Raw genomic sequence first — 15,524 nt, forward strand, 5'->3', positions numbered from 1 at the left:
CGGTCAATAATGCATAGCCATTCAATCAACTCCTTTAATAAATATAATATGAACCAGGCAGTACAGTACAAAGGGAACGACAAATTGCTTTTCGGGATCATCCTGGGCGTTTTAGCCTTTTGGTTATTTGCGCAGACCACGCTGAATATTAATGTTGATATGGCGAAAGATCTTCAAATGGAGACCTCCATCATGAACATTGCAGTATCAATCACTTCCTTGTTTTCGGGTATTTTCATCGTGGTAATGGGCGGACTGGCCGACCGTGTGGGCCGGTTAAAAATTATCAGGCTCGGATTTGTCTTTAGCATTGTTGGTTCACTGCTGGTAGGTTTAACGCCTGCAGGAGCGATGGCAACGCCGGTGCTTATCAGCGGAAGGATTTTTCAGGGATTATCCGGCGCCTGCATTATGCCTGCAAGCCTGGCATTGCTGAAATCTTACTGGGAGGGTGCCGGCCGCCAGAGAGCCATAAGCCTTTGGTCAATGGGTTCCTGGGGTGGCTCGGGGTTTTGTGCACTTTTTGGCGGACTAATGGCGGAAAATGTGGGATGGCGGTATATCTTCTTTGCCTCTGCGCTCATCTCGGTTATTGGATTGTGGATGATCAAAGATACCCCTGAAAGCAAAGCCAGTTCCTCAGGCGAAAAAAAGAAACTGGATACCGCCGGTATTTTTACGTTTATGATCGTTATGATCGCACTTCAGGTATTGGTGAGCAAAGGAAGCGAACTGGGCTGGACCAGCATGCTCTCGCTCATTTTAATTGCCGTGATCGTAGTTTTTGGTATCGCCTTTTTTCGCATCGAAAACGGCAAAGCAGCAGCATTCATCGATTTCAAACTTTTTAAAAATTCAACCTATACCGGGGCTACCATTTCCAACTTCCTGCTTAACGGCGTTGCCGGTATGCTCATCGTTTCCCTTATGCTGCTGCAAGTGGGAGGCGGTCTATCTGCACAAACGGCGGGCTTTCTTACCCTGGGCTATGCCATTGCGATTGTAGCCTTTATTCGCACGGGCGAAAAGCTGCTGCAACGTTTTGGACCGCGGAAACCCATGATCTGGGGCTGCATCATCGTAGGGATCTCCATCGCATTGCTGCTGCCTACCAACCTCATGACAGATACATACAAAATTCTGGCTATCGCTTCCTATACATTGTTTGGTGTGGGACTGGCATTTTATGCCACACCGTCTACCGATGCGGCCCTTTCCAATTTACCTGAAGCACAGGCGGGCGCCGGTTCCGGAATTTATAAAATGGCGTCTTCACTTGGCGCGGCTTTTGGTGTAGCTATCTCTGCCGGGATCTTTGTTGGACTAAGTTCGGTAGATACCCCCGGGAGCATACTCGATAATGTGATCAGCTTTACAGGAAGGCAGGATAATGTGGCCATTCGCCAGGCGGCCATAATAGCCCTTCTTTTTAACCTGCTCATGGTGATTGTGGCCATTGTTGCGATCATGAAAACGATACCGAAAAGTGAAGGGAAAACAAAGCCGGCGTAATCAAAAATTCAGCTGAAAAAATAAGAACCATCCGTTCAAACAATAAACAATACAGATTATGAAAACAACCATTGCACAAGGCACAAAATCCTTGCATAACGAAATGAAAGAGTGGATGAACCATATGCACCAATATCCCGAACTGGCATTACAGGAAACAGAAACAGCAAAATATATAGCAGAAAAAGTAAAGTCTTTTGGCTTTGATGTTGCTGAAGGTATCGGTAAAACAGGAATTGTGGCTTCCATGACGGTGGGATCTGGTAATAAATCAATCGGGCTGCGTGCCGATTTTGATGCGCTTCCCATACAGGAAGTAAATAACCTGGAATATAAAAGCAAGGTGGAAGGTAAAGCCCACCTGTGCGGTCATGACGGGCATACCACCATGCTGTTGGGTGCAGCAAAATATTTATCCCAAACTAAAAATTTCAACGGCACGGTTCGCCTCATTTTTCAACCAGCAGAAGAAACCATGGAAGGAGGCCCTGCAATGATACAGGATGGCTTATTTGAAAAATTTCCGGTAGACGCTGTTTACGGAATGCACAATATGCCCGGTTTGGAAACAGGAAAATTGTATTTCAGGGAGGGCGAAACCATGGCGGCTGTTGATAACTGGGAAATTGAATTAACGGGTAAGGGTAGTCATGGGTCTATGCCAGAGCTGGGCATAGATCCTATTGTATGCGGTTCGGGGCTGGTAATGGCTTTGCAAACCATCGTATCCCGCAACGTATCGCCCTGGCAAAATTCGGTGGTTTCTGTTGGCGCTTTCCTTTCCGGAAATGCCGGCAACGTGGTACCGCAAAACGCTGTATTGCGTTTAAGCATTCGAAATATGGATCCTGCACTGCGGGAAATGGTGCTGAATAAGATCCGTTCCATTACCAAAGCGCAAGCCGAAGCTTTCAATTGCCAATACGAAATAAGAGAAGGCATCCCGGGAGCTGTATTGGTGAACACACCCGCGAATACACACTGGGCAGCGGATGTGGCCCGTGATGTTTTTGGAGATGATAAAGTGGATGACATGCTTCATCCATTTATGGGCAGCGAAGATTTCGCCTTTATGCTTCAAAAAAAAGAAGGCGCCTATTGTATGATCGGCAACGGCGACACGCCCATGGTGCATCATCCGCAGTATATCTTCAACCAGGAAATTTTACCGCTCGGTGCGGCCTACTGGGCTGGCTTAACAGAGGCTTATCTAAAGTAAGAAAGCAATTCGGTTCATTCCAAAATTTTCATTGTTATTGCGATAAAATTTCGCGTTAAAAAACTTCTTTCTCGTATTAAAGTAGTTTTTTGTATAAAGATAATTTTTAAAATCGCTTTCTTGCGGTAAAGATCCGGATCAACGGTCCAGCGTAATAAACTTCATTCGCAGTATAAGGTTATCATGCTCATACCCGGGCAGGAGTTCCTGCATTGCGCTCCTGTGCCTGCGAAGCAATTGCAACTGCTACGGGTGCAGGAGCATTATCCTTTTTTATCTGTAAACTTTGCAATCAGCACTTTATTTGCCCAGCATATTTTTCAACGCCGCAAAATCAACAGCTTTTTGTATCGCTGCAATATTCTCTTCAAACACAGGATCACCGTGTGCTATTTTATAAATTACAGTGAAGAATTGCGGGGACGACTTTGGCAGATCTTTTCTATAGTACGCAAGATTGGGTTGCACCGCAATAAAAGAACCACGGATACCTTCATCAACAAATTTTTCAAATCTTTCTTCGTCGTTCCACATACAAATGGCCGGCTGGTTCAATTCGGTTTCCGGTTTTGCCAGGTAATCATTGATGTTTTTAAAATACTTATCGAGATATGCTTTTTCGCCCGGGCTTTCTTTAACCGCCTGTTCTAATCTTTTTCTTTGTATCAGTAAATATTCTTTCCGGCTGAGATAGGAGAAAGGGAGGGTATCATTATAGGTGATCAACCACCGGTACTCTTTCATTTTATTTTCCAGGTGGCTGTTGCCTACTACTTCTTCACCCAAATAATAATAGCCGTCTTTTTTTTGTGGCCGCTGCTTTAATTTTAAATAACCCCTGAAATCATCCGGCGGCAGGTTTGCAGCATATAAACTGCTTAATGAAAAAATTGCGTTTGCGGTAATATTAACCGTTGTTGGAGTAGAAATATCTACATAATATTTTGATTTATCCTTGCTGTTGCCATCGCATATGTACCGGAGGATATACATGGAATAGTAATAAGGGTCTGCTATCCATACAAGCCCCGGCGACAGGTGTTTGCCAAAAACAGTACCATAGGTTATCTGGCATCCTTTGGGGCTGTAATGGGTATTAACCATTTTGTGAATAGCCGTTAACACCAGTTTTTCTTTTGCCAGATCTGCTGTACTTACATGCTGAATAGAACCCTGCAGCCCTGCCTTCCATGTACCGGGTTTTTGAGCCAGTAATGCCTGTGTACAATCCTGTGTAAAAGCATTTAAGGAAAAGGATAATACAGCGGATAGTATTAAATATTTCATTTTCTGAATTTGATGGTTTTGATCCTTTATTTTATACCCTGCAATATTCCTTTGCCCGTAGTGCTTACGCCGCTGTTAACAGTTACCTTAACATCTGCTCCGGCTACTGTTATGCCTTTCGCATTGGCATCTATACCCGCAATGGCTCCTACGTCGGTAATGCCGGTGTTGTCCCATTCAACCAAAGCGGCAATGGAAGCTTCTAATTCTGCACCTGCCGGCCCGTCGAAGCCTTTGCTGGCCCCCACCATCGCTGAACCGGAAAACCGCCCCGTCTCTACATTATCCGCTACATTAATTTTTACTCCGCCGAAATCAAATTCGCCGGTTAAATTGCTGCAGCTCGATGTAATTTTATAAACACCCAGATCCATAGTGCTTACATAGTCGCAATGAACATCATCAAAATTTTGCAATTGGCCCGGTTTTTTTGTTTTAGGCACAGCATTGCACCAACTGCTCTTGTCTTTAAAAAATACCCGCTGATCTTTTATTTGTGTGAGCCAGGCAATCTGGGCATTTATTTTTGCCAGCTCAAACTGTTCGGGCCACATCGTATACTGGTAATAATATAAAAGCTCGCTGCTTCTGCGACGCACATAATTGAAATAGCTTCTGTATGCACTTTGCAGTCCGCCATTGGCAGCAGCTAAAAATTCGGTGCGGATGGCGTTCTCGTCTTTACAAATTGCTTCAAGGGGATTTGCCTTGCCTTCTCCAACCTGGTCTTCATATTTCTTATCCAGTCCTTTTTGTTTTTCACTCAATATCGCTTCATATTCTTCAACAGCAGTTAATGCCTTTGCCACCGGCTCCAGCTCTTTTGCAAATACAAAGGACATATTTCCATTAACATCTTTTATGCCGGGCCCAAGTTTTTTTATTGCCTTGGCTGCATATCCCGGCATTAGCCGGGCATACTGACCATTCTGGCCTGCCTGCAACACCTGTTGTGTGCGCAAACCGGCTTGTTTTGTATACTCCTGCTCAGCCTGTTGCTGTTTTGCCTGTAATGCGTTGATCTTTTGCTGGCATTCGGCTATAAAATCATTCCATTCTTTTTCGGATGGCTTATTCTGTTCAACATCCAAAGGATATTCGGGCCAGGTAAATTTTCCCAGGCCCAAAGCATCCTGCGGCATGGGCCTGTTCCAATCCATATCATCACTTTTTAAATCGTAGCCCAGTTTCTTTAATTTATTTTCTTTTTCGTTACTGTATGCTTTGCGGATGCTTTTTTTAGCGGCCTCAATTGCCTTGGGGATATTGCCTTTGCTTTCTTCAATTAAACATTTTGCCATATTTGCCTGTGGATGATACGCATAAATGCGGATGGTGCTGTCGGCATATTTTTCGGCCCTGGCAATATCACCAAGGCCCAGCCATGCCTGTGTAATGTTATTGAGTATGCTGCTGTTTTTAGGAAACCGTTTATTAAGATTATTTAAGATGGGCAAGGCAAGCTCTTCGGCGCCGCACATGGTTAAAAAAGCTGCATAGTTGTTCAGGATGAGGGCATTGGCAGGATCAGCCTTGCATGCCTCTCCAATAACATACAGCGCCAGCGTTGGTTTTCCATCCATCCATAACCCGACAGCCGTGTTTGCTGCAGATTTATTCAAGCTTCGGAGTTGCTGATAAATTTCCGCCCCTTTTGCTTTGGCTGCAGGTGATAATTGTACCAGCACCGCCTGCTGTGTTTTGCTGATGTAAGCACTCATTTCAGTATTAGAGAGTGTTACTGCTAATGCCGCGTTTATTCTTACAGGATCATTTAGCGGTACGATCCTGCTTTCATCTTCGTATGCTTTTTTTAGTTGGGCATCGCTTATGCCAGACATGTTTTTTTGAATGCTTTTGGTGTCCGGCATTTTAATGCCCATGCTGTCCATCGCCCTTTTATCTTCCGGGCTCATCTGGTCTATGGCTTCCTGCATTTCCTTCATCATATCCTGCATTTCTTTTTGCGTAGGGGGCTTGTCCTTTGCAGGGGGTTTTTGTTTGGATTGCCCAACAGTTATACCTGCCAGGAGGAGCAGGAAAAAAGTAAACAGTAATTGCTTGTTCATGGTTGATTTATTAAGTGAAGGTTTTGGAAAAGCTTTCTATTTGCTTCGGTTAATCGCTTTGCTGCCTGCTCATTCCACTGGCTAAAAACATTTTTCATAATACCTTTTTGGCAGGTAGCTTTTGCGGAGGATAATCCTACAAAAGTTACCATTTTTATTCGTTATATTGAAATGTACTTCAGATGATCATTTCCTTCCATTGTACCCATTTAAGCACCCGGTTTGCTCATGACCAAGGTTTTAAGCAATGAATTGATGCCGTAAAAATGAGGATTCATTCGGTGTGTGTCCATCCTGTAAAAACAGGATTTTTCGGTAAAAAGGAAAAATCATGGAAAAAGGGGAGAGAATAAGCGGCTGCATCAACCTTTATTTGCAAACTGGGCGTAATATTTATATTTTACGACATGGGAAAGTTTATTGTACTACTTAGCTTTTGGGGTCTGCCTGTTCTTGCCGTGGGCCAGCAAACCAATAGCCTCGACAGCCAGTTACAAGTGCTCGCTCATGCAAAAGAAGACACCCATAAGGTAAACCTGTTGTTCGATATTGGGAAAGCATATTTTTTGGCAAACGAGTTTGACTCGGCATTGTATTACAACAATGTGTGCGAAAGGCTCATTTCAAAAGTGGGCGCCCGGCAATATGAACACAGATGCTTTCACGAATTTGTGAAGATCTATCATGCCCAGGCCGCTTACAGGCCTGCACTTAATTATTGTTTGCGGGCTATTGAAACAGCGAAACAACAAAAAAACCCCTTCCAGGAAGCACTTTCCTATCGGGCCCTGTTCAATATTTACCATAATCTAAGGATGAACGACTCTGCGGTAAAATACGGGGTGTATTCGCTAAGGCTTACGGAAGAAATTAAAGACACTGTAAATATTGCAACCAATTATGCAAACCTGAGCTGGTTATATATGGACCTTAATCAAAATGATAAGGCAATAGCCTATGGCCAACAGGGAATTGCCGCCGGCGAACGATATAAAGACACCAGTGGTTTGCTTACGGCAATAAACAATACCGCCTTGTGCTACCATAGAAACGGGAACAACAAAAAAGCGATTGAATTGTTTTCCAAACAACTGGAAATTGCAAAAAAAATAAATAGAAAGCGATCCATTGTAAGAGCCCATATTAACCTTGCTACTTCCTATTATACAGTGGGCGATACCGCTGAATTGAGAAAAACAACAATGGAATTGAATGATTATTTTGAAAACAACCCCAAAACGGATATTAAGCTAAAATGCTTTCAATACATCGTTAACGGGTATAATAATATCCTTAGCAATAATTTTCAGCAGGCAGAACATCATCTTTTAGAAGGGCTAAGCATTGCCGAAAAGGATTCCATTGCGGATCCGCTTTTAATTATGTACAGCACGCTTTCAACCATAAAAGCTGCACAGCATGATTTTAAAGCTGTTAATTTCTACGATCAAAAATGGGATGCCTTGTCTCAAACGCTCCAGGAGCAGGAATTATCCGAATACGCGATAGAACTGGAAACAAAATATGAAACAGAAAAAAAAGACAATCAATTAAAATTACAGCAAGTCAAAATAAAGCAAAAGAATATCCTGAATTATATCCTGTTTGGCAGTGCAGGCGCCCTGCTGGTCATTTCGCTTCTGGCATACCGCAACCATAAGCATAAACAAAAACTACAGCAGCAACGAATTGCGGAATTAGAAACAGAAAAACAATTAACGGCAACAGAGGCCGTATTAAAAGGCGAAGAGCAGGAACGAACCCGCCTGGCAAAAGACCTGCACGATGGGTTGGGAGGTATGTTGTCGGGCATCAAATATTCATTTCAGACTATGAAAGGAAACCTTATCATGACGCCTGAAAACCACCAGGCTTTTGAACGCAGCATGGACATGCTGGACAGTTCCATTAAAGAAATGCGGCGTGTGGCACACAATATGATGCCCGAAGCGCTGGTTAAATTTGGGCTGGACACGGCATTGAAGGATTTTTGTACCGACATCAACCAATCCGGTGCATTGCGCGTAACTTACCAGTCTATTGGTTTGGAAAATGAAACGATAGAACAAACAACGGCCATCACCATTTTTAGAATAACGCAGGAGCTGGTCAATAATATCATGAAACATGCCGCTGCTGCAACAGCTATTGTACAGGTAACCAAAACAGATGGAAATATTTCTATAACTGTCGAAGACGATGGAAAAGGATTTGATCCGGTAATTTTAAAAAGTGGAAAAGGAATGGGCTGGAGTAATATCCGGAGCCGGGTTGAATATCTCAAAGGGAAATTAGATGTGCAGTCGGAACCGGGCAAAGGCACATCTGTATTAATTGAATTAAAAGCATAATGGCAACCAGTGTATTTATAGTTGATGATCACTATATGGTGATAGAAGGTATCCGGTCGTTATTACAGAACGAAAAAGATATTGAATGGGCGGGTCATGCCATGAATGCCGCTTCCTGCCTGGCTTTCCTGAAGAACCGGCAGCCCGATGTGATATTGATGGATATAAGCCTTCCCGATCAAAGCGGCATTGAGCTCTGTAAGGAAGTGAAAGAAAAATATCCTTCCGTTTTTATTGTTGGACTCAGCACATTTAACCAGCAAAGTTTTATCCGGAAAATGATGGACAACGGGGCTTCAGGGTATGTTTTAAAAAATGCAACGCAGCACGAATTAACCGATGCTATAGGTACGGTAGTAAAAGGGAAACACTACCTGAGTGAGGAAGCTTCACTCACTTTAAGAAAAGAAGACGCAACTGCCATTGCGTTAACCCGTCGTGAAAAAGAAGTGCTGGGATTAATTGCGGATGGAATGACCAATGCGGCAATTGCTCAGAAATTATTTATCAGCATTGCTACGGTGGAAACACACCGGAAAAACCTGCTGGCAAAGCTGGAAGCAAAGAATACCGCTTCGCTTATCCGGAAGGCTGCGCAAATGCAGTTTATTTAAGTTTTCCAATGTAACAGCAGCCCTTACATTCCGGAGATTCCGGATGCATAATTAATTGCTGTAGCCGGGCAATTCTATGGGCGCCGGCTTTGCTTGCGTCCATTTTTTATTTTCGCTATTCATTTTGTGGGACTATAGGGCTCACGTGGGACATTTTATAAGCCGCTAAAGCCACTTGCGTCCCAAAGTCACCGGCTGCAAGAAGTTATTGAAATTGCGGTTGACGAATCAAAGACCAAACGCAGGGAGTAAAAACTGCATGCCCTCAGACTAGCCGGACCTTTTGACGGATATTACTTTTCTTAAATTGTTAAATAAATAACGGTAACATGCAGGTCGGATAAACACGCATGGACAGCTATAATTAGTAACAGAATTCCAACGAATCCAAATTGGAATAAAAGATACCCTGCTTACCTCTCCTATTCACCCGTTACCGCCTTCTGCAATAGCATTTGACTATTTCCGTAAAAAGGGGTGTCGGTTTTTCCCAAAATGCCTTGGGGCAAGGTTGTTATCTCATTTAAATTTTCCATTGGTACCAATACCGTCTTCGCGCCGTTTTCTGAAAGAAGAGTAACCTTGTCAGAAAAATTTAAAACTTTTTCTACAGCGCCACCGATTGAAATGTTACCCAAAACAGCTAATCCAGGCTTAAGATTCTTTTTATAAATGGCTGAAATAATGCCGACATATACTGCGCTCCCAATTCCACCGCTTATATACGCACCCATCAAATTACTAATTTGAATATTTAAATCGTAACCTAAAAGAGAGTGTTGTTCATTCAATATGCTTTTTTCGTTTGCGCGCAGATAGTTGTAGGTATTTTTGATGCCCTCTCTTACCTCCTGACTGTTGGTACCTGTTACGTTTACCTTACCAGTACCACGAAGAGCAACCACTTCGATCTTTACCAGGGAATTACTTTCTCCATCGCTGGTGGCTGTGTAACATACTCCTGGTGGAAGCGGATTACTTTCTATTAAATGGGAACCTCTTTCTTCAGGCAATCCAACGAATATCTCCTCCTGTGTTTCCTTGTCGATGTATGAAAAATTAGTATCCCAAAACTCCATACCTCCAATACGTTTCAGTTGTTCTTTTACCCTCCTTCTCATTTCCATGGCGATAACGAGGTATTCTTTGATATCCTCCTTAGTAAAATTATTATCCGGATGAAGGAGCTTAATGAACCCGGAGACAATTCTGCGAACTGATTTAGAATCCCTTTGTTTTAAATGTGCTCCTAAAGTGAAGTATTTATCAATGGCATTGTAGTGAGTTGTCTTACGTTGCGACTTCAATATTTCGGAAAAGAAGTCAGTACTAAAGCCAAAATGATTCGTAAAGTTCTTGGGGCTGAATTTTGTTATTTCCCAACCTGGCAAGAAGAGGTTAATACGATCCAAAAAGGCGGTGTCGTAACTTACTTCATCCGAAAGTGGACTGAACAGGTGTGAAGTCTGTAAAACGGTTTCAACTGGCTGATTGATATTGCCATTTAAGATAATGGAAGCTGAACCAGAAATCTCACCTCCCTTGGCTCTTGAAAACGACCCTGATTCCATGTAGTCTTTCATCAATGGAATGGCATCCCTGTCTTTAAATAGCTTATCTGTACTTTCATCAAAACATATTGCATCCCATAAACCTACCGAACCAACCCTGCCCGTGGTATTGTTCACAAATAGCTGAGCCACCGAACCTTGCCCTCCTGAAATCAATATTGCATAGGGCGTAATCTCTTTGTATATGTACGACTTGCCTGATGAACGAGGGCCTAATTCAACCATGTTGAAATTAGCCTCAACTAACGGGATTAAACGACAAAGTAAAAGATTCAGCTTTCTATCATCAAGGCCTTCACTATATGGTTCGTAACCTGCACTTCGAAGCAGTAAGATTTTCCATTCGTCTTTACTAAATTCTTTTCTTTTATCGGATATTTTTGAGTTGTCGAAACTTGATAACTGGATAGGCTTAATATCACGAACAACAAAAGGAAAAACAGTTGAGCCAATAGTTATCATTGGATCGTACTCCATTTCAATGATAGCCCAGATGCCGCCCAACAATAACTTTTCATGTGTATTGACCAAATCATCACCAATGTTTGCTTTTCTAATATTGCTATTGGCAATGTTTGCCCAATAGCGATCTCTCTGCGGATCGAGATCAACAGATATTTTATCAATGATTTTATACCTCCCTCGTTCACGGAGCTTTGATTGTATAAGCGTACTTTCCTCAGGATTTATATAGTGGTCACGAAGGATTTTCTTTACGTTCTCCATTCCTTCTTTCAGCTTCTCTTCGTTTTCGGTACTACAAGTATTGGCTAATAAATATTCGAGTACAAATGCCGGAACGTTCGCTCCACCTTTGATGATGCCCACCAGGTCTTTCTTTACAACAAAACCCCTGAAGTGGTCTAAAGCTTTTTTATCTAAGTCGTCTAACACTATCATGTTGGTTCGTTTTATTATAAGCCTCCCAGATCCCGGAGGTTAGATTTTTTTATGATCGCTGTATCCAATTGTTCCTGTGTTATTGCATCCAGCAATACTGCCTGTACCTGGGTATTCCCACTAAATGAAAACTCCTTATCCACGATTGAGTTTGACTCAATTGAAAAAATATCACTGCCCTGGTATTCCTTATTGCCTGCATATAGCTTTATCTGCACTTTTCTTATACCGCTAAACAAGTCTTTTGGCGCCTTTGGTGCATCTAACCTGATTACAAACAATTCACTTGGCGTATCGGTCAGTTCCTGTTTGTTGGAAATGAAAACGTCCAATTGTGATGTCTGAGATTTTATTTTGGAAAACTTGAATTTTGGGATAATGATCTCCTGTGGTGTAAAGCCTCCATGTGAAAACCCATAAACACCTTTTGATTTGAATGGACGATGATTCTTTGCAGCGTACACATACTTGTATTCTGCATAAGCTTCCTCAAAAGCCAACCATTCGCTGTTGGCTTGTTTATCTACTGTTCGAATAAAGCGTTCATGTACTTCTTTCTTACCTGTTGCATTCGGTTCTATCTTATCTGCCTCATCCAATAAACCTGTAAGTACAAAACCATGATCGGTTACTAGGTATACTTCCTGATAGCCAATATTTAACAGCATGGCAATTTTATCTACCAACACTGCTTCAAACTCCGAGAATAACTTAATAGCAGCTTGTTGTAATTTTTCTCCGGCGCTGTCAATATCTTTGTAAGTTAATACGAGATAATCTGCTTCTATCCCATAGTTCAATTGTTCCAAAGGCATATAAACAATAGCTTTACCCGTTGTTCTCGTCAGACTTGCTTCACGGTCTTTATGCAACGAAACAACTTTTTTGTTCCCTACATATAAAGCACTCATGTTGTGTTCAGTTTCAGATGGCATATCGGCCATCATGATTTGCTTTTCCACCTTGGAGTGCTTTTGCAATTCGTTGGCTACAAAATCAGCAATCTCATAGCGCACACCATCGCCAACAATAACTGCTGTTTTAGGCTTTGCAGTGGAAAACAGTTTTGGCAAATAACTTTGCTGATCCGATTTGTATTCGGAATAAAAGCCAAACCAGGTTTGAAGTAACAAATGATTCAAGCCTTCATAGTATTCCTGCAAAGGACGAATAATAAATCCGTCATTTAAAAATACTTCATATAAATTCCGGATGGCTCTATCCACCTTTGAGAACGTGCCGGTGTAATACTCTATAAAAGCATTCAGGCTGTTGCAGACTGATAGAGGATTTGTATCTGCATGGAACAAGACCACGACATCGTGCCACCAGGCGGGCACAAAAAGTTGAGACCTGGATGAAAATATTCGTTTCTCTAGTTTTTGCAGTTTATCGCTTACAAATGACTTATCCCGGATGTTCTCCGCAATTTGCTTTAATGCAAGCAAATCCAGTTTTTCAAAACAATGATCGGGATGGACATTCCAGGGGTTTGCAGTTCCGTTCAATTTATAGTTGCGGATATATGTTTCTAACGAAGGACGGTAAGTGGCACTGTCGGCCCATTTATAGTACAAAGCCAACAGCGTTTCAGAAATTTCATTATTTACCAAACCATCCAACATTCTTTTTACCACTTCATCTGCCAATGTTTTTGGTGGCTTGCTTATATATTGCTGACTTAATAACTCATGCAGTTTTTCTTCAAACAATCTTTTGATGTCAGCGTCCCTGGTATTTAAATAAGCATCAGGGTTGTGTACAAATGGCAACAACTCATCATCCAGGTTGATTACTTCTTCTAAATCCTGCACTATTTTTTTCCACCAGGCAATGTCTTTGCCAATGCCCAATTTTGCTGCGGTAAGCAGCATGGGATTATCTAACTGCACCTGCAAACCGGTATGGGTAAATATTTTTTTCTTTAACCAATCCTGAGGATGGCTCAGATCGAGGCAGCCATGTGTAAAGCAATAATCGAAAAGAAAACTGAGTTTATCTTGCGGACGGGTGACATAAAATACAAGAGGCTTTTCTTTAAAGGTTGTTTCTGCTTCATGACGTAACATCAGTTCTTCTTTCTCTTGCTGCCATTGCTCAGTAATGTTGTTATCTGTTTGAATTGTATTAATATGGTTTTGTTGCAGAATAGGCAAAGCAAAACTACACTGGCCTGTTGGGTCCAGCAGTACAACACGGTTTCGATGTTGCAATAACTTCTTAATATCTTGTATGAGCCATTGTTCTGTCATAGTCAATTAGGATTTTTCAATTAGGAATTAGGAATAGGAAACTCAAGTTCAAATTGCCAATCCAATTCCTGAAGCAGGGTTCTTACAGCATTCAAATTATTAATCAGGTCTTCAAAAGAAGGCTTATTCTCTTCATAGATCATATCCTCCTTCATTTTGGTATAATCAGCTTTCCATTCAGCCATTTTTTCTTCAACTGGAATTGGATTAAGTGTTTTAGGATTATGCCTGTTGTAATCCACATCACCTATTCTTGAAAACTTGTATCGATGTGCTACAATGGTTTCATACAACTCTTTATCGCTTATTGCTTTTTCTGCAATACCTGCTTTAGTGAGATGGTATATATCATACAGATGGCGGCTTAATCTATCCACCCGCATTTTTTCTTCCGGACGATGAAACTCTTCGTGTAATAAGAACAACTTCTCTAAAAAGGTTCGTTCCGGATTTACGGTAGGCACTTCAAATAAGGGGTCGGCAAAGTCACTATCGGAATAACTTTCATCTACCAACGAACCAAAATTTTGAACAGTAAACGGTTCCCGTAACGATCTGCAACTGATTTCTATTTGTACCCTTGGTAAAACATATTCAGTGGGTTTGGGTATAATATTTTGGTAATGTATTTCAATGATCCTGGGATCCTGGTCACTTTCTCCGGTATCAATCACTTTAAAATCAAGGTGATTAAAGCCTTTTGCCTTGAACGCTTCCTGCAATTCTGCAAAGAAAGTTCCTGTAGTATATACTCCTGCTTCCTTTCTTAGCTTCGATACTTGTGTTCTTGTAATATCCCCTTTATAGCCTTCAAAAAACTCTTTATCAATAGCCAAATCAATATCTTCTGAAAAGCGGTTTATCAGCTTCCACGCCTTACTTAGTGATGTACCCCCTTTAAACACCAAATGTTTGGCTATGTCCATTTGAAAAATAATATCCAGGGTGCGGCTTACCCACCAGTCTTTTTCTACAGCAAAGGGCGTCATTCCCTTTGCGTTTGCTATAGCATTAAAAATGGCTTCTTTCTCTGTTTTCTCTATGCTGTAAAAATCAATTTTTGCCATCGTTCAATGCTTTTTTCATAATTTTTTGAATCCATACCGGTGCTAAGGCTATGTCGTGTTTAAAGTCCTTTTCATCTTCCTTTTTCAATAAGTCAATAATCTTTTTTTCCTCTTCTTCGCTTACTTTACCGTTGCCGATTTCTTTTAATGCCTGTATCACCAACCGGCTTATTTTACCTTTTGCCAGGAGGTTTTTAGGGGTGGTTTTTTTAAACTTTATTTTTCGTTTGCCCACTTTTATTTCACGGGGTGAACCATCTGTAAGCAACACAATATTCATGGGCACTTGTGTACTCAACCCCAAAGCGTTTAAAGCATAGCTTCCTGTAGGAACAGTTCTTATTCTATCCCGCTTGGCAATAGCTTCCGCCACTTCTTCGGCTGTGGGTACAAGCTTCCCTATTAAACTGCTCTCTTTGGGGCGAACATATATTCCCTGGGCTACTCTGCTTATCACGCCTTCTTTTTCTAACCTAAACAGTGATAGCCTCACCGCCTCTGATGATCCAAGTTCACTGAAATCGGCAGGAAGCAATAGCTCCCCCTTAGGAAGGGCCTCTATTTGCTTTAATATTTTGTCTTCTATACTTGCCATTTCTATTTTTGTAACAAATTTAGCAAATATTTGTTACAGACTGTATTCCTTTTGTAACAAAAAAAGAAAACATTTGTTACAAAACCA

At 41.7% G+C, this 15,524-nt stretch carries 10 protein-coding genes; 4 read left to right on the plus strand and 6 right to left on the minus strand.

Features of this window, described 5'->3' with window-relative positions; translation table 11 throughout:
• Positions 1-48: 48 nt before the first annotated feature.
• A complete protein-coding gene (locus PLE34_RS11425; protein ID WP_324556993.1) occupies positions 49-1,512 on the plus strand; it encodes an MFS transporter in 1,464 nt (487 codons plus the stop codon).
• A 58-nt stretch (positions 1,513-1,570) separates the two neighbouring features.
• Entirely contained in the window at positions 1,571-2,731 is a 1,161-nt protein-coding gene (locus PLE34_RS11430; RefSeq protein ID WP_324556994.1) for a M20 aminoacylase family protein, read from the plus strand.
• Positions 2,732-3,031: 300 nt separating this feature from the next.
• Here PLE34_RS11430 and PLE34_RS11435 read toward each other — a convergent pair whose 3' ends face one another.
• Both PLE34_RS11435 and PLE34_RS11440 read right to left on the minus strand, forming a co-directional pair.
• Positions 3,032-4,018: a hypothetical protein gene (locus PLE34_RS11435; RefSeq protein WP_324556995.1), complete on the minus strand. Its 987-nt coding sequence runs from the start codon at positions 4,016-4,018 to the stop codon at positions 3,032-3,034.
• Positions 4,019-4,044: 26 nt separating this feature from the next.
• Entirely contained in the window at positions 4,045-6,087 is a 2,043-nt protein-coding gene (locus PLE34_RS11440; RefSeq protein WP_324556996.1) for a tetratricopeptide repeat protein, read from the minus strand.
• A 407-nt stretch (positions 6,088-6,494) separates the two neighbouring features.
• Between PLE34_RS11440 and PLE34_RS11445 the strand changes: the two genes are divergently transcribed.
• Positions 6,495-8,438 (plus strand): tetratricopeptide repeat-containing sensor histidine kinase, encoded by a 1,944-nt coding sequence (locus PLE34_RS11445; protein ID WP_324556997.1) that lies wholly within the window; start codon positions 6,495-6,497, stop codon positions 8,436-8,438.
• Positions 8,438-9,052, plus strand: coding sequence for a response regulator (locus PLE34_RS11450; protein WP_324557001.1), 615 nt, complete (start codon positions 8,438-8,440; stop codon positions 9,050-9,052). Before PLE34_RS11445 ends, PLE34_RS11450 begins: the two co-directional genes overlap by 1 nt.
• Before the next feature lie 422 nt (positions 9,053-9,474).
• Here PLE34_RS11450 and brxL read toward each other — a convergent pair whose 3' ends face one another.
• From brxL to PLE34_RS11470, 4 genes are read right to left on the minus strand one after another with little or no spacing between them, the layout of a single operon-like run.
• Positions 9,475-11,523: a protease Lon-related BREX system protein BrxL gene (gene brxL, locus PLE34_RS11455; protein WP_324557004.1), complete on the minus strand. Its 2,049-nt coding sequence runs from the start codon at positions 11,521-11,523 to the stop codon at positions 9,475-9,477.
• A 14-nt stretch (positions 11,524-11,537) separates the two neighbouring features.
• Positions 11,538-13,775, minus strand: a complete 2,238-nt coding sequence (locus PLE34_RS11460; RefSeq protein WP_324557006.1) for a PglZ domain-containing protein — start codon at positions 13,773-13,775, stop codon at positions 11,538-11,540.
• A gap of 20 nt (positions 13,776-13,795) precedes the next feature.
• Complete coding sequence (locus tag PLE34_RS11465; RefSeq protein WP_324557009.1) at positions 13,796-14,842, minus strand: nucleotidyl transferase AbiEii/AbiGii toxin family protein; 1,047 nt, start codon at positions 14,840-14,842, stop codon at positions 13,796-13,798.
• A complete protein-coding gene (locus PLE34_RS11470; protein WP_324557012.1) occupies positions 14,829-15,437 on the minus strand; it encodes a DUF6088 family protein in 609 nt (202 codons plus the stop codon). Before PLE34_RS11470 ends, PLE34_RS11465 begins: the two co-directional genes overlap by 14 nt.
• Between the last annotated feature and the right edge of the window lie 87 nt (positions 15,438-15,524).

The organism is Agriterribacter sp., from assembly GCF_035445465.1.
Classification (GTDB): domain Bacteria; phylum Bacteroidota; class Bacteroidia; order Chitinophagales; family Chitinophagaceae; genus Agriterribacter.

What these genes read in the sequence shown, in the direction of transcription:
- PLE34_RS11445 (WP_324556997.1), top strand. Translation starts at nt 6,495, where the DNA reads ATGGGAAAGTTTATTGTACTACTTAGCTTTTGGGGTCTGCCTGTTCTT.
- PLE34_RS11430 (WP_324556994.1), top strand. Translation starts at nt 1,571, where the DNA reads ATGAAAACAACCATTGCACAAGGCACAAAATCCTTGCATAACGAAATG.
- PLE34_RS11450 (WP_324557001.1), top strand. Translation starts at nt 8,438, where the DNA reads ATGGCAACCAGTGTATTTATAGTTGATGATCACTATATGGTGATAGAA.
- PLE34_RS11440 (WP_324556996.1), bottom strand. Translation starts at nt 6,087, where the DNA reads ATGAACAAGCAATTACTGTTTACTTTTTTCCTGCTCCTCCTGGCAGGT.
- PLE34_RS11435 (WP_324556995.1), bottom strand. Translation starts at nt 4,018, where the DNA reads ATGAAATATTTAATACTATCCGCTGTATTATCCTTTTCCTTAAATGCT.
- PLE34_RS11465 (WP_324557009.1), bottom strand. Translation starts at nt 14,842, where the DNA reads ATGGCAAAAATTGATTTTTACAGCATAGAGAAAACAGAGAAAGAAGCC.
- PLE34_RS11470 (WP_324557012.1), bottom strand. Translation starts at nt 15,437, where the DNA reads ATGGCAAGTATAGAAGACAAAATATTAAAGCAAATAGAGGCCCTTCCT.
- PLE34_RS11425 (WP_324556993.1), top strand. Translation starts at nt 49, where the DNA reads ATGAACCAGGCAGTACAGTACAAAGGGAACGACAAATTGCTTTTCGGG.
- brxL (WP_324557004.1), bottom strand. Translation starts at nt 11,523, where the DNA reads ATGATAGTGTTAGACGACTTAGATAAAAAAGCTTTAGACCACTTCAGG.
- PLE34_RS11460 (WP_324557006.1), bottom strand. Translation starts at nt 13,775, where the DNA reads ATGACAGAACAATGGCTCATACAAGATATTAAGAAGTTATTGCAACAT.